The following is an 18,374-nucleotide window of genomic DNA, read 5'->3' as shown; positions in this document are numbered from 1 at the left end:
CAGTGTACGTGGACATTCGCGGGCGCCGCGCAACATCCATCACGCCAGTAGGGTTGTCTTTCAAACAAAGCTTTCAAGGTCAGGGTTTACGACAACTTGAACCTGCCTTTGTGTTTACATTTAATAAAAGCTAAATAACAAAGCTAAATAACGGTGCTTTGTTGGGCTGGATTCCGCAGCGGAATCCAGCGATGCAACCCAAGGAGGACGAGATGAGCGAGAACCATGCCGGAACCGGTGCGGGTGCCGACGCGCAGCGGCGCTTTCGCACCGCGCTGTCGATGTTCGCGACGGGCGTCGCGGTGATTACCGCCCCGCGCAAAGAGGGGATGCCGATCGGCATCACGGTCGCGTCATTCAATTCGGTGTCGCTGGATCCGCCGCTGATCCTGTTCTCGGTCGACCGTCGCAGCCTGAGCCTCGGCGACCTGGCCGGTGCGGGCGGCTATGCGGTCAACGTGCTCGACGAGACGCAGCAGCACCTGTCGAACTGCTTCGCGAAAGCGAACGGCGACAAGTGGGGCTGGCGGGCCGACGCGGCCGATGACGACGGCGCGGTGCTGCTGCCCGACGCGCTCGCGACGTTCGAATGCGAACCCTATGCGCAGTACGACGGCGGCGATCACGTGATCTTCGTCGGCCGCGTGACGCGGCATTGCGCGCGCTCGGAAGGGCGCCCGCTGATCTTCTTCGGCGGCCGTTACCGCACGCTCGACGGCGTGCACGCGCCGTCTGCCTGAATGCAATCCACGCTTCATTCCACCCAGGAGGACATCATGATCAAGAACGGGACTCAGCACATCGCGTCGCTGCGCGACGGGCGGCAGGTCTACCTGAACGGCCAGCCGGTCGGCGACGTGACCGCGCATGCGGCATTCCGCAATTCGATCCGCAGCTACGCAAGCTTGTACGACTACCAGGCGCGCGACGAGAACGTCGAGAAGATGACGTTCGTGTCACCCGACACGGGCAACCGCGTCAGCCGGATCTGGCAACTGCCGACGTCCTACGACGAACTCGTCGAACGCCGTGCCGCGATGGAAGCGTGGTCGGAGCTGCATTACGGCTTCATGGGCCGCTCGCCTGACCACGTCGCGTCCTGTCTTTCCGGTATGTACATGGGCGCCGACGTGTTCGAACAATACGATCCGGCGCGCGCGGGCGCGCTGCGCGACTACTACCGCTATGCGCGCGACAACGACCTGTTCCTGACTTACGTGATCGTGAATCCGCAGGCGAACCAGTCGAAGGCCGCGCATGAGCAGGAGGACAAGTACCTCGCGGTCGGCATCGTCGATCAGGATGCCGAAGGCATCACGGTGCGCGGCGCGAAGATGCTCGCGACGAGCGGGATCATGGCGAACGAAGTGTTCTGCAGCTGCATCCAGCCGTTGCGCGAAGGCGACGAGATGTACGCGCTGTCGTTCGCGGTGCCGATGAACGCGAAGGGCATGAAGATCCTGTCGCGCAAGTCGTACGAGGAAAACGCGACGTCGGTGTTCGACAACCCGCTGTCGAGCCGCTTCGACGAGAACGACGCGGTGCTGTATTTCGACGACGTGAAGGTGCCGTGGGAACGGATCTTCGTCGCCGGCAACCCGGCGATGTGCGCGAAGCAGTTCCACGCGACGCCCGCGCACGTGTACCAGAACTACCAGTGCCAGGTGCGGCTGATGACGAAGCTGCGCTTCCTCGTCGGGCTCGGCCTGAAGATCTCCGAGGTCAACGGCACGAATGCGTTCCCGCAGGTGCGCGAAACGCTGGGCCAGCTCGCGGCCGAAGCGTCGATGGTCGAGGCGTGGGTCTACGGGATGGAAGCGAAGGGCACCGTCGTCAACGGCTTCTACGTGCCCGACCGCAACATGCTGTACGGCTCGCAGGTCGTCACGCAGCAGCTCTATTCGAAGGTGCTCAACACGCTGCGCGAGCTCGCCGGCGGCGGAATGATCATGCTGCCGTCGAGCGTGCGCGACTTCGAGAACCCCGACCTGCTGCGCATCATCGAGAAGACGCAGAAGTCGCCGGTGTGCTCGTCCGAGGAGCGCGTGAAATTCTTCAAGCTCGCGTGGGACGCGGTCGGCTCCGAATTCGCGTCGCGCCACAACCAGTACGAACTGTTCTATGCCGGCGCGTCGTTCGTCACGAAGGGGCACGCGTATCGCACGTACGACTGGCAGCGCGCGTCGCATCTGGTCGATTCGATGCTCGGCAGCTATTCGCTGAACCAGGAACTGTCGACGCCGCGCGCCGCCTGATGTGTCGCATCGCGCCCGACTTACCCGCTATCGCAACAGGAGAGACAGATGGCCATCAACAAGCTTCACGACGAATTCCATACGCTGGACATGCAGCGCGACTGGCGGCTGCCGGAAGGCTATGACCCGGCGTCCGGCGCGCAGGAACTGATCCTGTCCGGCGCGCTCGACACCGAGCGCAAGCGCGGCAGCCGCACGCGCCTGCTGCGCCTGCCGGCCGGGCTGCACACGAAGAAGCCGTTCGTCCACGACTACTGGGAAGAGGTGTTTCTCGTCGAGGGCGACCTGACCGTCGGCAACGACGAGCACGGCAACGGCGGCACGCCGTTCAACGGCTACACGTACGCGGTGCGACCGCCCGGCGCATGGCACGGCCCGTTCAAGTCGAATGGCGGCTGCGTGCTGCTCGAGATCCACTACTACGACCCGGCGTAAGCGCGGCCGATCCATGACATACGGCGGGCGGCGGCGCATCCCGTGTGCGCTGCCCGCCACGAGGAGTATTCGATGAAAACCATCACGTTCGCGATCGACGGTCGCGACGGCCGCACCGAGCGCGCGATCGCGATCGACACGCTCGTGATCGCAGGCTGGACGGGCCGCGACACGGTCGCCATGGAGAAGCACATCCGCGAGCTGGAGGAACTCGGCGTCAAGCGTCCGGCGACGACGCCGGTGTTCTACCGCGTCGCGGCCGATCGTCTCGATCCGGCGCCCGCGATCCAGGTATCGGGCGGGCAGAGCAGCGGCGAAGCCGAGTTCGTGCTGGTGCGCGACGGCGGCGAGACCTTCGTCGGCATCGCGTCCGACCACACCGATCGTGAAGTCGAGACGTACGGGATCACGGTGTCGAAGCAGATGTGCGGCAAGCCGTGCGCGAACACGCTGTGGAAGTTCGACGACGTGGCCGGGCACTGGGATCAGCTCGTGCTGCGCGCGTACGCGACGATCGACGGCGAGCGCGTGCTGTACCAGGAAGGCAAGGTAACCGCGATGCGCGCACCGGACGACCTGCTCGCGCAGTTCGCACGTCACGACGGCCGTTTCGTCGACGGCACCGCGATGCTGTGCGGCACGCTTGCGGCGATCGGCGGCATTCGGCCGGCCGAGCGGTTCGAGGTCGAGCTGGAGGATCCGGTGCTGGGCCGCACGATCCGGCACGCGTATGCGGTGGATACGCTGCCTGTCGCGGGCTGACGCGTTCTCCGCGAACACACCATCACGCGCGGCAGATCGCGATGACCTTTGCGCGGGGCACTGTGCTTGCGCGACCCGGTGGCCACAACGAATCGTGGCGCCGGTCTCGTTCGCGGTGGCTCTGCCGACGGATTTCTCGTCGGTTCAACGCGATCGCGCAAGCGGTTGGCGTCTCTTTGCTTGAATGCGGCGATCTGCGGGCACGACGGAAGACGTCGCTTGGCTTGGCAGTCTCCAAAAATGACACTGGTTATCAAAAAAGATTTGATCTATACCTATTCAACAAAGCTAAATGATGTGCCATCAAGGAGCGACTGCCATGGCGAACTTGAACGACGAGCGCATTCTGTCCATCACCACCGGAGCGTGTCTGGTTGACGGGACGGATGCGGCGTTTCGGTGCCTGGTCAACGGGCTGTTGCCGTTCGCGGTGCGGTTGCAGTCGGTGCGCGACGGTTTCGGGTCATTGATTGGGCTGACGGGCATCCAGTACTCGTTGCTGATCTCGATTGCGCATCTTTCGTCGGATGGCTCGGTGACGGTAGATCGTCTGGCGGACCAGTTGCACCTCAGTGTCGGGTACGTCACGGTCGAAACCGACAAGCTCAAGAAATACGGGCTGGTCGACAAACAGCGCCGTCCGGAGGACAGGCGGCGAACGCTGTTGACGATCACGTCCGCCGGTTCAGCGCTGCTTCGGGGGCTGGCGCGCCGGCAACAGGACATCAATAACGTACTGTTCGAGGGCGTCACATCGGCCGAGTTCAAGGTGCTTTGCTCGCTGGTCGACCGCCTCGTGATCAATGGCGATCGGGCGACGCTCAATCTGAACCAGTATCTGGCAGACCTGGGAACGATCTGACCAGCGCATTCATGCCGATGGCGAAGCGCCGTCGGGTTACGCTGCCGCAACTGGCAGGATCGGATGCGCGTCGCGTCACCCGTGTCCGCTGCAATGTCCTTGGTCGATTGGTTCGCACGCACGGGTTCCATCGGTCACATCGCGCACTCGATGAACAATGCAACGGCTCGCCCGCCGTGCATTGTTCATGCGTTCGTTTTTTCAGCATCGTCCGCCGTCAAAATTTCCTTGTGTACGTGAGCGCAACGTAATTGTTTTGCAAAAACGGGTTGGTCCCCGCACTCAGACCGGTTCCATTCACCTGCACACGCGGCGAGATGGCATACGCGAATGACAGCTCCGACTGCTTGTTCATCCGATACGTCGCGCCAACCGTGTAGGTGCGCTTGAGCGTGATGGGAACGAGGAACGTAAATGCCGTATTCGCCGGTGTCACGAGCTGGTTCGTGATCTCGAAGCCTCCCCGCAACGTGAGCTTGTCAGTCACGTCGTATTGCACGCCGATGCGGTAAGCGTTGATATTGGTCAGGCCGAACCCCGGGCCGTTCGCTGCACCGAGCGGCGCGGAGAAGGTGACCGGATTGCCGAGCACACGCGTGCCGCCGTAGTTGAAGCGAATCCAGTCGAACCCGATCAGCCACTTCGGCGTCGGACGGAAGGCGATGCCGATGCCGTATTGTTCCGGTTCGGCGAACCGGCCCCCGTCAGGGAAGATCGCGCGGTACTTGTGCCAGGGCGTGTAGCGGATCTTCGATGCGTAGAACGCACCCATCGACAGCTGAGACGTGATCTGGCTCATCCACCCGATCTTGAAGCCGTAGCCCGGCGTCCAGTTGCGCCCCTGGTTCGGTAGCCCGGTCTGCGCCTCGACACCTTCGACGTCGATGGTCGACAGCGCGCCGACCACGGACAACGCAATCGCGTGGTTCCGTGCCGCGCCGAAGCGATACGCGACGGTGGGCGCGACGTGCACGAAGACGCCTTGCGCAAACGTGTTCGAATTTCCCGGGATGCCGCCGTAGGGTGTTCGGTAACTCATCAATGCACCCGATGCCCAGGATGCCACCCCGAACACGAGCGACGGAGACAGCGACTTGACATAGCCGAATTCGGGCATCGGCACGATGCCCGTTCGCGTGTCGTATGTCGCTCCGTTGACTTGTGCGCCGCCGTGGATCGCGAACAAACCGCCGCCAATCTCCACCCGATCGCCGGAAAATGCGATGCCGGCCGGGTTCACTGCCGGTGCCAGCGCCGACTCTCCGGTCGCGATGCCGACGCCGCCCATCCCTTGCTCACGGGTGCCATAGCCGGTCGTATAAATTCCGGTGCTGGCGACACAGACATTCGCGACGCCGGCCGATAATGCCACGGCCAGCGAAATGACTTTACGCTGTTCCATCCTGTCTCACTTGTCCTGTTGTTGCTTTTGTTCGGTTCGCAATAGCATTGCGACTTGTTATGTCGACATGGGGTTAATATGTTCGTGAATATGAATACGTAATCCTAATCATGATGATGAGGTGGATTTCCTGAGCGATTGATCTGCTGCGGAAGTCCTTGCTACGACGAAGCGATACCTATCGATTTCCACCCGTGGTGACGACGTCTACGCGAATGTCGGTTTCAGTCATGGCAGGAAGCCAAGGCGCGGTGTATCGAGAAGACGATTGACCCGCATCGCAAGCGCGTCGCCCTTGTGCGATCGTGCGCACCGCTTGCGCCTGACGCTATCGAAAGCAGGCCAACGTCGTTGCCGGGAGGCTTGCGCCGTGGTGTACCGACGTGAGCGAATGCCGGCAGAGGCGCGTTGTTGCTCCAGCGATGTCCGACACAAGGCGGCATGCGTGGAGCAACCCATCCGACATGCGCGACGGCCTACTCGGTCGGCATCGCGGGCGAAGGCGCCGTAAGCGTGATGGCCAACGTCAGGTGCTCGAACATCCACCGTCCGGCTTGCCGTGTCATCCGGCCGATCAGCTTTGCGCAACCGAGGATCTCGACGGGGCGCCGATCCATGCCGAACTTCACGACGTATCCATGAATCACCGGCGCATCGTTGCTGCCCTCGACAACGAAGTTGGTCACGGTATGCATCGCGCCGGTCTCCGCTCCCTTGTCGATATGGCTCTGAATGAATGCTTCGATTTCCCCGCGCCCGTGGAACGCGCCATAGATCGCTTCGAACTTGCCGTCCTGGGTGAAGGACTCGGCCCAAGCACGCGCGTTGTGACCGTCGAGCGCCTGATAGGCACGCGCGACGGCTTCCTGGACTTCAAGTTTGGTTTCTGCCGATAACGTCATGTTGATTCTCCTTGGGGGTGGCTTCAGGCGGGTGCACGCGCAGCGCTTTGCCAGAACTGTTCGAGCACATCGTTGAAAGGTTTGCCGATCCGCTGTACTGCGTGCGTCGAGCCGGGGAAGACTGCTCGTTGGGCGCTCAGCTCTGCAGCCAGCGTGTCGCAGATCGCTTCGAACACCGGGCTGCACTGCCCCGAGACGATCAGCTTCGGGAACCGGGCGCGCTTGAGCTGCGCGAGCGGAATGTAGGTTGCCCACGGTGTCTCGGTCTTCAGGTTGGCCGTTGCCGCAGCAAGCCCCGGCGGAAGCGGCGAGGGCAGTTGCAACGGCATCTGCAGCGCGGCGGCAAAGCCGTCGAGGAAGGTGGCGGCGGTTGCCGTCGACGAGCTGGCCCAGTGCCTTTGCATCGCCAGCGATGCTTCGGCCACGACCGGATGGCCCGCCGCGTTGGGGAATGCCGGTGGTTCGATGAGTGTGAGTGAACGAACACGATCCGGCGCGAGCGCCGCCGCACGCGCTGAAATGACGCCGCCCATCGATGTGCCGACCAGATGCGCGCCGTCTTCCAGCAGTTCGACGATATCCAGGGCGTCCGCTTCGGGATCGACGCAGATGATCGGCGGATTGTCGCCGTATCCGCGTCGATTCACGATGACCAGCCTGACTCGCTCGGCCAGCGAACGCTGTTCCGAAAAGGCCGCTCGCCCGTCGTTCAGGCTGCCGTGAACCATCACGACCCGGTCGCCGTGGTCTCCCAGTGTCTCGATATCGAGTTTCATTGCCTTTGTCCCCATCACGTTGAATTCGCTCGTGACGGCGCCGAAGCATGTGATTGCCTCAGCGCACCACGATTCAGGAGGATTGCGGTGCCGTTTCAGCGGTGGTTGGCCGAAACAGCCAGGTGCGCAATTTCTGAAGACAGGGTAGGTGGCCGGAAATCCGTGAACTATCGGAAACGCGAAGACTTGCTATCGGAATCGCGCAATTCGCAGCAACGTGATGGAGGCGACCGGACGCATCGCCCCGTTGAACCGGGAGCGGCACAGGGCAGGCGCGGGTGAGGACGTGAGGTCAGGCCGAATGGGTGGCGTGCAACGCGGGGCGCAGCTGCGTTCAGAAGGAGGAGGGCAGGAGCAGGTGCCCGGTCTCGCCTATTTGTTCAGGACTTCGGAGGGCTTTTTTCCGTAGCGACGCTTGAAACTCGTCGAGAACTCGCCGAGATGGGTGAAGCCGCACTGGAGCGCGACATCCGTCACGGACGTGCCGCCCGGTGTGGCAAAAGCAAGCGATTCGTACGCGCGTTCGAGGCGCTGGGTGCGCAGCCACTGGGCTGGCGTCACGCCAAGATCTCGCTGGAAGCCCAGTTGCATGCTGCGCAGGCTGACGTTGCATGCGCGGGCGACTTCGCTGAGTCTGACGGGCTCGCCAAGGCGCTCGAGCATGTATGTCATGGCCCGCCGGATCTGTGCGGCAGGCGCCCGCTGTTGATTCGCGTTGATCGACGCACTGAAATTGTGGGGTTGTGCCAGAAGGAGCGTTTCGATCAACAGCTCTTCGATCTGAACGAAAAGCCGCGGGTGAGCGTGCGCGTTGTCGAGTGCGGTCAGGCCCACGGCGGTTTCAATGAGCGTCAGCCAGGGCGTGGGCAGCTCGACTAATGAAAGATTGAAATGCACGGGCTCGAAGGTGGTCTTCCCCAGCATGCTCGCGCAGACCGACTCGACTCGCCGTCGATCCAGACGCAGCATGAGCTGGTCAAAACTCGCGCCGATATCAAGCTTGAAGTCGTGGTACGGTCCGACGATCGTGCCGCACCCCCTGGATAAGGGGGCCATCGACGAACCATAAGAGAAGCTGGCTTTCCCGCCCAGCGGGATCGAAACGATGAACGTGTCTTCTTCCGGCATGGCCGGCACGATCGTGACATCGCCACCGTAAAGTAACCGGCTGAGCGATAACGGCCCCATTGGCAGGTGATGAAGACGCGCGGCAATCCGTCCATGCCGACGCCTCAGAACGAGCTGGTGCGGGCGAAGCGCTTCGGCACAGCCGCGTACGACAGCGTCCGGGTCTTCGCTGGCGAGCATGAGGTGCTCGGCCTGGAAGAGATTATCGGCAATTCTCGATATGGACGTGCTCATCGACTCGCTCCATCGTCGGCGGTCCTGACTGATCGCTCATGCGTTCTGGCGTTCGCTGTTTTGCGGCCGTTGGCGCTTGTCCAGGCCCGATGTTTCGCGGTGATTGGCGGCGCGGGTCGGTGTAGAGGGCTTCGCCGGCGCGCGCCACGGCAGACGTCATGCGGCCGCGTGCGTCAGCGCTGCTGCACGGCCACGCGCAGCCCGAGCGCGATGAAGATCGAGCCGATGATCTTCCCCTGCCAGCGCGTGAGCCACGTGAGCCGCTTCACGAGGCGGCCGAGCGGGCGGATCGAGCACGCGATCAGCGTCGTGTAGAGCGAACTGAGCACGACGAAGATCAGCCCGAGCACCGCGAACTGCACGAACGTCGAGCCGCGTTCCGGATGCACGAACTGCGGCATGAACGCGAGGAAGAACAGCGCGGTCTTCGGATTCAGCACTTCGGCGGGAATCGCCTGCAAGTACGCCTTGAGCGGCGTGACGGGCGCTACGCTCGGCAGCGACGGATCGGACGGCTTCTCCAGCAGCGCACGCGCGCCGAGATAGATCAGGTAGGCGGCGCCGACCACCTTCACGACGTTGAACGCGAGCGCCGACGTCATCAGCAGCGCCGACAGGCCGACGGCCGCGAACAGCGTATGCACGAAGTCGCCGCTCGCGACGCCGAGGCCGGTCAGGATGCCGGTCTTGCGGCCGCCCTGCACGGTGCGGCTCAGCACCAGCAGCACGGCGGGGCCGGGAATCAGGAACAGGCCCAGGACGACGGCCGTGAAGGTGGTCAGCGTGGTCAGGTCGAACATGGCGGCTCCGGCAGGTGGGCGCAGCGGGGGGATCGGGGCATTGTATGCGCTTCGGCGCGCGGCTGCTGACGGAGCGCGGGCACCCGCCCGACGGCAGGGCCGCGCCGGCGCCTTTCTGGTATAAGCACGACAGGACGCGCGGGCAGCGCGTCCGGCTTCCTCCAACGTCCACCGTTTCATGCGCAAGCTTCCACCGACCACCGATCCCGCAGCGGATGACGACATCTTCCACGTGCCGCGCCCGCTCGTCGTGTTCGGCGGCTCGGTCGTCGAGCCCGAATGGCGGCTGGAGCGGCACAGCCATCCGCAGGCGCAACTCCTTTACACGCTGAGCGGCGTCATCTACTGCGAGATCGACGGCGGCGTGTGGAGCGCGCCGCCGCAATGCACGGTGTGGATTCCCGGCGATGTCCCGCATGCGGCGCGCGGCTCGGCCGGCGCGACGTTCTACGCGGTGCTGGTCGAACCGGACGCCGCGCTCGACCTGCCGGCGCGCTGCTGCACGCTGTCGGTGTCGCCGCTGCTGCGCGAACTGCTGCTGAAGGCGGCGAGCTTTCCGAACCTGTACGACGTCGACGGGCCGCAGGGGCGGCTGATGGCGACGCTGCTCGACGAACTCGTCGCGGCGCCGGTCGAGGATCTGTACCTGCCGATGCCGGCCGATCGCCGGCTGCGCAAGCTGATCGACCATCTGCTCGACGATCCGGCCGACAAGTCGCCGCTGCCCGAACTCGCGCGCCGCGCGGGCATCAGCGAGCGCAGCCTGACGCGGCTCGCGGCGAAGGAGCTCGGGATGAGCCTCGGCGACTGGCGCCGGCGGCTGCACGTCGCGCTGTCGCTGCGGATGCTGACGACCGGCCGCCGCGTGCACCAGATCGCGATCGACCTCGGCTACGAGAGCGCGAGCAGCTTCGTGACGATGTTCCGCAAGGCGACCGGCAAGTCGCCGACGCAATTCCTGACCGACCGGCAACGCTGACGTTGAAGGTCGCGCCACCCTTTGTGCGCGATTGGCCGGATTGAGCAAGCGGTTGGCCGGGACGATAAATGACGCGATGGGCCTCGATCCATAAAATGAGAATCGTTCTCATCTGGAGGCCAACATGCAGATCATCACGACCGAATTCCCGTTTGTCTGGTTGCGTTACAGCGGTTCGACGCACACCGATCCCGCCCGTCTGATCGCCGAACTCGACGCGTTGCTCGCGCGTCGCGAGCCGTTCGTGCTTCTGACCGACGATGCGCCGTCCGGCGACGATCGCGGCGCGGACGATCACGAGTTGCGCAAGCAGCTCGCGAAGTGGAGCAAGGCCAACCGTGCGCAGTCGCGCGAGTGGATCCCCGCGATGATCGCGATCGAGCCGGACGCGTCGCGGCGCGTGGCGCTCAACGCCTTCTCGGGCGCATTCGAGAAGGTGTGGGGCTATCCGCTGAACGCGACCGAAAACCGCGACGATGCGCTCGCGCTGGCGCGGCGGCTGCTCGACGAACCGGCGCGCGGCGCCGTGGCGGCGAACGGCTGAACCGTCTGCCGCGCCGGCGGCGCGGCGTTCCTCGATACGCATGCACGGTGCGCAAGCGCGCGCCGCGGCATGCGGCAAACATGCAGGGGTGTCCGGTGGACAATCCGATCCGCGCGATGCGCATCTTCACGCGCATCGTCGAAATGAACAGCTTTACGCGTGCCGCGCAGGCGCTCGGCATTTCGCGCGCCACCGCGACGCGGACCGTGCAGGAACTTGAAACGGCGCTCGGCATGCCTTTGCTGGTGCGTACGACGCGCGCGCTGCGGGCGACGCCCGAAGGCGACGCGTACTACCGGCGCTGCGTGCGCATCACGGCGGACGTCGACGAGCTTGAAGCCAGCATTCGCGGCGCCGCGCTGCATCCGAGCGGGCCGCTGCGCGTCGAGCTGCCGCCGGCGGTCGCGGACGCGATCGTGCTGCCGGCGCTCGGCGAGTTTCATGCACGGTATCCCGACCTGGTGCTGACGTTGGGCGTGTCCGGCCGCGCGGCCGATCGCGCCGGCGACGCGATCGACTGCAGCGTGCGGCTCGGCGAACTGCCCGACTCGTCGCTCGTCGCGCGCCGGCTCGGCATGCTCGAGCGCGTGACCTGCGCGAGCCCCGCCTATCTCGACCGCTACGGCGTGCCGCGCACGCTCGACGAGCTGGCCGCGCATCGCGCGGTCAGCGCGTCGTCCATTCCGGGCCAGCGCACGGCCGAACTCGAATGCCTCGTCGATGGCGCGGTGCGCAAGGTGCGGCTCGACGGGATCGTCAGCGTGGACGACGAGCAGGCGTATCTGGCGTGCGGCGTGCACGGCCTCGGGCTGATCCAGCCGCCGCGCGTCGCCGCGCAGCCGCTGATCGACCCGGGGCGGTTGCGGGAAGTGTTGTCGCAGTGGCAGCCGGCGGCGATGCCCGTGTCGGCGGTGTATGTGAAGCGCCCGCATGTGTCGCCCGGCGTGCGCGCGTTCGTCGACTGGATCGCGGAGAGGTTCGATGCGGCGGTGAGCGGCTATGCGGGCATGGTCACCGCACGAGTGTGGCGGCCGATGGTGGGCGCCGCGGACAGGGTTGATCAGGTGGACGCCCAGATGGCCGCAGCTTGATCAGCAAGTGTCGAGTCGGGCGCGGGCAACGGTTCGCAATCGTCGTGGGTGCGCTCTCTTGACCGACGATATTGCGGAAGCAGATCGATGATCCCGCCGGGTTGCCGTGGCGGAGCGGACGGCGCCGGCCGCGCGTGAATCCAGGGGATGCCGGCTCATATGAAAGTGTCAATATTCTGGCGATTTTTTGACGAAATAGCTGAAATATTGGCTCTTTTGACCGAGCCGCACGTTTGTCTCTCTCGAATCGACGTGCGTCGTTTCCTGCGTCCCGATCACCGCCCGAGCTCACCCGCCAGAAAATCGACGAACGCCCGAATGCGCGTGGACATCTGGTGCCGCTGCGCATACACCGCATAGATATCGGCGCTTGGCGTCTCGTGGTCGGGCAGCACGACGACCAGGCGGCCGTCGGCGAGATAGTCGCGCAGGTCCCATTCCGCGCGCATCAGGATCCCGTGCCCGTCGAGCGCCCATTTCACGGCGATCTCGCCGTCGTTCGTTGTCAGGTTGCCGTTGATCCGCACGGCTTCCGTGTGGCGTGCCGTGCCGCGCCCGCTCGTCAGGCGCCAGACGCCGTAACCTTCGTCCCCCTGCCGGATGCCGATGCAGTTGTGCCGCGTCAGGTCGTGCGGCGTGACGGGGGTGCCGTGCTGGGCGAGATACGCGGGCGCCGCGCACAGCAGCCGGCGGTTCGGCGCGAGCCGCCGCGCGACGACGCGCGTATCGGGCGGCTCGCCGAAGCGGATGCACACGTCGAACGCGTCGTCGGTGAGCGGCGGCGGCATCACCGACAATTGCAGTTGCACCGACACCTCCGGATAACGCGCGACGAAGCGCGAGATCGCGGGGCCGACTTGGTTGCGCCCGAAACCGAGCGTCGCGTTCACGCGCAGCAGCCCCTTCGGACGCTGCTTCGCGCTGCCGAGCAGTTCGCCGAGTTCGTCCATCTGGTCGAGGATCCGGCGCGCGTAGTCGAGATACACGTCACCTTCCGGCGTCAGCATCATTCGCCGCGTCGTGCGGTTCACGAGCGTCACGCCCGCGCGCCGCTCCATCTGCGTGAGCCGTTTGCTGACGGCCGCCGCGGTCAACCCGAGTTCGCGCGCGGCCGCGCTCAGGCTGCCCGACGCGGCGAGCGTCGAGAAGAAGCCGAGATCGGCCGGCTGGACGGTATCCGCCATGACGAGATTCGTGAATTAAAGTTAAAGATGCTTTGAGTTTAGCACCGGTTCCAGCACTTCTGGTTCGGTAAAGTGCATCCACGCTTACGATCAATCGAGGATGTCCGCATGAAGACCTACCGTATCGCAACGATTCCCGGCGACGGCATCGGCAAGGAAGTGGTGCCGGCCGGCAAGCAGGTGCTAGAAGCGCTGGCCCGCGGCAGCGACCGCTTTGGGTTCGAGTTCGAGGATTTCGACTGGGGCGCCGATTACTACCGCCAGCACGGCGCGATGATGCCGGCCGATGGTCTCGACGCATTGCGCGGCAAGGACGCGATCCTGTTCGGCTCGGCGGGCGACCCCGACGTGCCCGATCACGTGACGCTGTGGGGGCTGCGCCTGAAGATCTGCCAGGGCTTCGACCAGTATGCGAACGTGCGCCCGACGCGCATCCTGCCCGGCATCGACGCGCCGCTGAAGCGCTGCGGGCCCGACGACCTGAACTGGGTGATCGTCCGCGAGAACTCCGAAGGCGAATACGCGGGCGTCGGCGGCCGCGTGCACCAGGGCCATCCGATCGAGGTTGCGACCGACGTATCGATCCTCACGCGCGCCGGCGTCGAACGCATCATGCGCTTCGCGTTCCGGCTCGCACAGTCGCGTCCGCGCAAGCTGTTGACCGTGATCACGAAGAGCAACGCGCAGCGGCACGCGATGGTGATGTGGGACGAGATCGCGAAGCAGGTCGCGCAGGAATTCCCCGACGTGACGTGGGACAAGGAGCTCGTCGATGCGGCGACCGCGCGCATGGTCAACCGGCCGGCGTCGCTCGACACGATCGTCGCGACCAACCTGCATGCGGACATCCTCAGCGATCTCGCCGCCGCGCTCGCCGGCAGCCTCGGCATCGCGCCGACCGGCAACATCGATCCCGAGCGCCGTTATCCGTCGATGTTCGAACCGATCCACGGTTCTGCGTTCGACATCATGGGCAAGGGGCTCGCGAATCCGGTCGGCACGTTCTGGTCGGTCGTGATGCTGCTCGAGCACCTTGGCGAAACGGAAGCCGCCGCGCGCGTGATGCAGGCGATCGAGGCGGTGACGGCCGACCCGTCGCTGCACACGCGCGATCTCGGCGGCAGTGCGACGACTGCGCAGGTGACTGCGGCCGTCTGCGAGCGCGTCGCTAACGCGGCGGTCGCAGCCTGATGACGAGGGCGGCAATGGGCATGCCGGCTGCGACCTAGCGGCTAGCGGCGGCGCGCTTGCGCAACCGGTCACCGGCCGTCGCCCGTTCATCGCCCCCCGGATTTTCCTGCCCCGAGACTCGCGCATCCGACGCGAGCCGGGCGTCGGCCCGCCCGCTTCGCGGTGGCGCCGGCGAGCATTCACAGACAGAGCACGGCTCGACCTCGAAGGAGGAGACACATGCAAGCGGATCTGGAAACCCGCGTCGCGCGGAAACTGATGTGGCGCATCATTCCGTTCGTGATGCTGCTTTACTTCGTCAGCTTTCTCGATCGCGTCAACGTCGGCTTCGCCGCGATGACGATGAACAAGGCGATCGGCCTGTCGCCGACCGCGTTCGGGTTCGGCGGCGGCCTGTTCTTCATCGGCTACTTCCTGTTCGAAGTGCCGTCCAACCTGATTCTTCATCGCGTCGGCGCGCGCATCTGGATCGCGCGCGTGATGATCACGTGGGGCATCGTGTCGGCCGTGTCCGCATTCGCGGCCGGGCCGACGAGCTTCTACGTGCTGCGCTTCCTGCTCGGCATGGCCGAAGCCGGATTCTTCCCCGGCATCATCCTGTACCTGAGCCTGTGGTTTCCCGCGAAGCAGCGTGCGGTGGCGGCCGCGTGGTTCATGGCAGCCGCGCCGATCTCGACCGCAATCGGTTCGCCGATGTCGGGCGCGATCATGCAGATGCCACCGATGTTCGGGCTCGCGGACTGGCAGTTGCTGTACATCATCGAAGCGCTGCCGGCGGTCGTGCTCGGCTTCGTCGTGCTCAGGTGCCTGATCGATTCGCCGTCGCAGGCCGCGTGGTTGCGCGCGGACGAGCGTGACTGGCTGATCGCGAAGCTGAAAGCCGAAGCCGATGCGCGCCACACGCATGCCGGGCATACGGCCGGCGCGTGGCAGGCGCTGCGCGATCCACGCGTGCTGGCGCTTGCGCTGATCTACTTCGGTACGTCGGCGGGGCTGTACACGCTCGGCCTGTGGGCGCCGCTGATGGTCAAGCAGTTCGGCTTCACGGCGCTGCAGACGGGCTTGCTCACCGGGATCCCGAGCATCGCGGCCGTCGTCGCGATGATCGGGTGGGCGCGGCATTCGGATCGTACCGGCGAGCGTACGTGGCACGTCGTGATTCCGTGCGTGCTTGCATGCATCGGCTTCGTGTTCGCGGGGCAGGCGAGCACCGCGCTGCTGACCGTGCTCGCGCTGGTCGTCGTCAACATCGGGATCAGCGCGGCGAAGGCGCCGCTGTGGGCGATGCCGAGCGCATTCCTGTCGGGCGCCGGCGCGGCAGCGGGCATCGCGATGATCAACTCGATCGGCAATCTCGGCGGGTTCGTCGGGCCGTTCGCGATCGGCTGGCTGAAGCACGTGACGGGCGGGTATGCCGCGGGGCTCTATGTGGTGGCGGGCACGCTCGCGGTGTCGGCAGTCGTCACGCTGATGCTGAGCCGCAAGGGGGCACGCGGGCAGGTCGTGTCGGGCGTGCAGCACCATCATTGACGATGCGCTTCGTTGGTGTAGCGTGTCGAACGAGGCGACTGCGTGCGGGCTCCGCGGATGCGGCTACACTCGTGTGCGCGGGCCGGCATGCAGGCAGCGTTCGACGACAGGGAGGCGACGAACCGGATGGAACCGATCACCGATGCATTCGCGCAGCACTTCGCACAGGAATGGGTCGACGCGTGGAATGCGCACGATCTCGACCGCATCCTGTCGCACTACGACGACGCGTTCGTCATGCATTCGCCGATGATTGTCCGGATCGCCGGCGAGCCGAGCGGGTGTCTGCGTGGCAAAAACGCGGTGCGTGCATACTGGGCGAAGGCGCTGCAATTGATCCCCGAGCTGCGTTTCGAGTTCATCTCGGCGCTGGCGGGTGTGGACAGCGTTGCGATTCACTATCGCGGCGCGAACGGGCGCGGCGCGGTCGAGGTGTTCCACTTCGGCGCCGATCATCGTGTGCGGGAAGCCTTCGCACACTATGCGGCGTGACGTGTCGGCAACGTCGCTCCTTCCGCGGCAAGGCTAGGTGCCGAGCGCCTCGATGCTTCGTGCAATCTCCTGCGCGCACGCATCGGACGATGTGCGCGACGTATCGAGGAAACGATTGCTGAACGCCCGCGCCGCATACCCTTCGCGATACATCTCGGCAACACGTTGGCGCTCCCAGTCCGTCAGCGCGCGCGAGCCGCGATTCGACGAGGCGACCGCTTCAGGCGGCGCGAGCGTCACGACGAACAACCGCGCATCACGCGCATCGCAGGCGGCGCGCAGCCGCTCGAACTCCGGATGGCGTGGAGCGCAAGGTGCGGCTCGCCAGTCATATGAGCGAGTGCCGATATTCTGGCGATTATCGCCATGAGATCGCCAGAACGGCGCGCTATGCCAGCACCGCCTCGTACAACGCCCGGAGTTCGTCCGGCGCGCCGGCAATCAGCTTGTCGGGATGACGGTTCGCGGCTTCGCCCCAGATCGCATGCACGACCGCCTTCCACACATGTTCAGGCACGCGGCGATCGCCGTCGAGGCTGGCCTTCAACTGGCCGATCGCCGAAGGCGCTTGCTGCGAGGCCGCTCCGCGCGCATCGGCGAGTGCGGCGAGGCTGTCGCGGTTGGCGATCGCCGACGCGTAAGCCTTGATCGGTTCGAGGTGCTGGATGTTGCCCGCGCACGCCACCAGCAGCGCGATCGCGTTCGGCGTGAAGCCGTGCGCGGCGATGTATGCGTGCAGGAATTTCGCCTGGATCGACTGGTGTTCGCCGTCGCACCGATGCAGATAGTCGAGCGCGAGCGGCAGGTAGCGATCGTCGGCCAGCGCGAGCGCGAACACGGCGAACGTGCCGGGCATCGCCGCGTCTTCGCCGTCGAAGTTGGTGTACCACTCGTACTCGCGCATCGCCGATCGCGCGTAGTGCTCGATCAGCGGCCACAGCGCAGGATGGCCGGACGCACTCGCGAACAACGCGTGAACGCCTTTCTTCGGCAGCCCCTTGACCGGCAGGTATTGGCTGGCCGGGCTGCGGAACTCGATGGCGTACGAGCGCGGGAAATCCGCTTCGAGCAGCCGGCACAGCAGCGTCAGTGCCGTGCGGTAGCTGTTTTCCGCATCGTCCTTCAGCGTGATCCTGATCGTGCCGAATGCGTCGTTCGCGACACAGGAAACCGTATCGTCCCGGTGCCGCACGAGATCGGCCGGCAACTGGCCGGACCCGTGCGCCTTCAGGCGCGCGGGCAGGTCGGAGCCGAGCGCGGTCACCTGGTCGAAGATCGCGTTCGCATTGACCGAGTCGAAGCTCATCCCGTACTTCATGAAGCCCACCGCGATCCAGCACGCGAAACGCAGCCATGCCGGATTCACGCGGGCGAGATCGGCGTCCGGTTTCAAGACCCAACGCTGCACGGAGAGCCAGCCGCCGCCCGCTTCGTCGTGGAGAAACGGATCGCGCACGGTCGGCTCGTACCAGCTCGACGTCAGCGTGTAGCTGATCGACGTCCAGCCGAGCAACTTGCGCATCTTGTCGGTGAAGGCCTGTGCGGCATCAGCGTCGAAGCCCTCGGCGTTCTGGCCGGCCAGGAAATATTCGAGCACGGCCTCGCCGAGCACACCCTGTCCGTCGACCTTGAAGCCTTCAGCGCGGCTCAGCTTGCGAACCCGCGCGGTGCCGGCCTCGATCTGCGCGACGATCGCGTCGAATACCGGTTTCGTGTCGGGTCGGCGAATCGTGTCTTCGTAGATCAGGTAGTCAATCGACATCGGGGCTCCGTTCAGGGGAAGGCGTCGGGTTGAAGGTCGGTGGCT

Annotated in this window: 18 protein-coding genes and 1 pseudogene; 11 read left to right on the top strand and 8 right to left on the bottom strand. The window is 65.2% G+C overall.

Going from position 1 to position 18,374, the window contains the following annotated elements; translation table 11 throughout:
- The first annotated feature begins 191 nt into the window (after positions 1-191).
- From ACN8ZM_RS26915 to ACN8ZM_RS26895, 5 genes are all read left to right on the top strand, one after another.
- A complete protein-coding gene (locus ACN8ZM_RS26915; protein ID WP_205823405.1) occupies positions 192-740 on the top strand; it encodes a flavin reductase family protein in 549 nt (182 codons plus the stop codon).
- Between the two features lie 36 nt (positions 741-776).
- Positions 777-2,255 (top strand): 4-hydroxyphenylacetate 3-hydroxylase family protein, encoded by a 1,479-nt coding sequence (locus ACN8ZM_RS26910; RefSeq protein WP_043178102.1) that lies wholly within the window; start codon positions 777-779, stop codon positions 2,253-2,255.
- Between the two features lie 48 nt (positions 2,256-2,303).
- Positions 2,304-2,690, top strand: a complete 387-nt coding sequence (locus tag ACN8ZM_RS26905) for a cupin (protein ID WP_089453518.1) — start codon at positions 2,304-2,306, stop codon at positions 2,688-2,690.
- A 72-nt stretch (positions 2,691-2,762) separates the two neighbouring features.
- The gene (locus ACN8ZM_RS26900) at positions 2,763-3,452 is read left to right on the top strand and encodes a DUF2848 domain-containing protein (protein ID WP_174958266.1); all 690 of its coding nucleotides are present in this window, start codon (positions 2,763-2,765) and stop codon (positions 3,450-3,452) included.
- A gap of 319 nt (positions 3,453-3,771) precedes the next feature.
- On the top strand, positions 3,772-4,314 hold the full coding sequence (locus tag ACN8ZM_RS26895; protein ID WP_043178095.1) for a MarR family winged helix-turn-helix transcriptional regulator: 543 nt from the start codon (positions 3,772-3,774) through the stop codon (positions 4,312-4,314).
- A gap of 217 nt (positions 4,315-4,531) precedes the next feature.
- Here ACN8ZM_RS26895 and ACN8ZM_RS26890 read toward each other — a convergent pair whose 3' ends face one another.
- The 5 genes from ACN8ZM_RS26890 to ACN8ZM_RS26870 form a co-directional block, all read right to left on the bottom strand.
- Positions 4,532-5,716 carry an OmpP1/FadL family transporter gene (locus ACN8ZM_RS26890; protein WP_420211230.1) on the bottom strand — a complete coding sequence of 395 codons (1,185 nt, stop codon included), beginning with the start codon at positions 5,714-5,716 and terminating at the stop codon, positions 4,532-4,534.
- Between the two features lie 476 nt (positions 5,717-6,192).
- Positions 6,193-6,618 carry a nuclear transport factor 2 family protein gene (locus tag ACN8ZM_RS26885; RefSeq protein ID WP_420211229.1) on the bottom strand — a complete coding sequence of 142 codons (426 nt, stop codon included), beginning with the start codon at positions 6,616-6,618 and terminating at the stop codon, positions 6,193-6,195.
- 23 nt (positions 6,619-6,641) lie between these two features.
- Entirely contained in the window at positions 6,642-7,394 is a 753-nt protein-coding gene (locus ACN8ZM_RS26880) for an alpha/beta fold hydrolase (RefSeq protein ID WP_420211228.1), read from the bottom strand.
- 372 nt (positions 7,395-7,766) lie between these two features.
- Positions 7,767-8,756 (bottom strand): helix-turn-helix domain-containing protein, encoded by a 990-nt coding sequence (locus ACN8ZM_RS26875; protein WP_420211227.1) that lies wholly within the window; start codon positions 8,754-8,756, stop codon positions 7,767-7,769.
- Between the two features lie 173 nt (positions 8,757-8,929).
- The gene (locus ACN8ZM_RS26870) at positions 8,930-9,556 is read right to left on the bottom strand and encodes a LysE family translocator (RefSeq protein WP_420211226.1); all 627 of its coding nucleotides are present in this window, start codon (positions 9,554-9,556) and stop codon (positions 8,930-8,932) included.
- 178 nt (positions 9,557-9,734) lie between these two features.
- Here ACN8ZM_RS26870 and ACN8ZM_RS26865 point away from each other — a divergent pair, with 178 nt between their 5' ends.
- The 3 genes from ACN8ZM_RS26865 to ACN8ZM_RS26855 all read left to right on the top strand — a co-directional run bounded on the left by ACN8ZM_RS26865 (position 9,735) and on the right by ACN8ZM_RS26855 (position 12,170).
- Entirely contained in the window at positions 9,735-10,535 is an 801-nt protein-coding gene (locus ACN8ZM_RS26865) for an AraC family transcriptional regulator (RefSeq protein WP_043178085.1), read from the top strand.
- Between the two features lie 124 nt (positions 10,536-10,659).
- Complete coding sequence (locus ACN8ZM_RS26860) at positions 10,660-11,079, top strand: ATP--cob(I)alamin adenosyltransferase (protein ID WP_301767070.1); 420 nt, start codon at positions 10,660-10,662, stop codon at positions 11,077-11,079.
- A 95-nt stretch (positions 11,080-11,174) separates the two neighbouring features.
- Positions 11,175-12,170 (top strand): LysR family transcriptional regulator, encoded by a 996-nt coding sequence (locus ACN8ZM_RS26855; protein WP_420211225.1) that lies wholly within the window; start codon positions 11,175-11,177, stop codon positions 12,168-12,170.
- A gap of 275 nt (positions 12,171-12,445) precedes the next feature.
- Here the strand turns inward: ACN8ZM_RS26855 and ACN8ZM_RS26850 are convergent, their stop codons facing one another.
- Positions 12,446-13,354: a LysR substrate-binding domain-containing protein gene (locus ACN8ZM_RS26850; protein ID WP_089453508.1), complete on the bottom strand. Its 909-nt coding sequence runs from the start codon at positions 13,352-13,354 to the stop codon at positions 12,446-12,448.
- A 108-nt stretch (positions 13,355-13,462) separates the two neighbouring features.
- Here ACN8ZM_RS26850 and ACN8ZM_RS26845 point away from each other — a divergent pair, with 108 nt between their 5' ends.
- The 3 genes from ACN8ZM_RS26845 to ACN8ZM_RS26835 all read left to right on the top strand — a co-directional run bounded on the left by ACN8ZM_RS26845 (position 13,463) and on the right by ACN8ZM_RS26835 (position 16,567).
- Complete coding sequence (locus ACN8ZM_RS26845) at positions 13,463-14,545, top strand: tartrate dehydrogenase (protein ID WP_043178082.1); 1,083 nt, start codon at positions 13,463-13,465, stop codon at positions 14,543-14,545.
- A 219-nt stretch (positions 14,546-14,764) separates the two neighbouring features.
- Positions 14,765-16,075, top strand: coding sequence for an MFS transporter (locus tag ACN8ZM_RS26840; RefSeq protein WP_420211224.1), 1,311 nt, complete (start codon positions 14,765-14,767; stop codon positions 16,073-16,075).
- 126 nt (positions 16,076-16,201) lie between these two features.
- Positions 16,202-16,567 (top strand): nuclear transport factor 2 family protein, encoded by a 366-nt coding sequence (locus tag ACN8ZM_RS26835; protein ID WP_043179168.1) that lies wholly within the window; start codon positions 16,202-16,204, stop codon positions 16,565-16,567.
- 33 nt (positions 16,568-16,600) lie between these two features.
- Here the strand turns inward: ACN8ZM_RS26835 and ACN8ZM_RS26830 are convergent.
- Together ACN8ZM_RS26830 and ACN8ZM_RS26825 are read right to left on the bottom strand one after the other, a co-directional pair.
- Positions 16,601-16,861: pseudogene (locus tag ACN8ZM_RS26830) on the bottom strand (shikimate kinase); the annotation flags it as partial.
- A gap of 94 nt (positions 16,862-16,955) precedes the next feature.
- On the bottom strand, positions 16,956-18,329 hold the full coding sequence (locus ACN8ZM_RS26825) for a DUF6138 family protein (protein WP_420211223.1): 1,374 nt from the start codon (positions 18,327-18,329) through the stop codon (positions 16,956-16,958).
- Positions 18,330-18,374: the final 45 nt, after the last annotated feature.

This window comes from Burkholderia aenigmatica, from assembly GCF_048627025.1.
Lineage (GTDB): Bacteria > Pseudomonadota > Gammaproteobacteria > Burkholderiales > Burkholderiaceae > Burkholderia > Burkholderia aenigmatica.
Note: the sequence above shows the minus strand (reverse complement) of the source record. Positions and strands in the feature narration are given on the sequence as shown.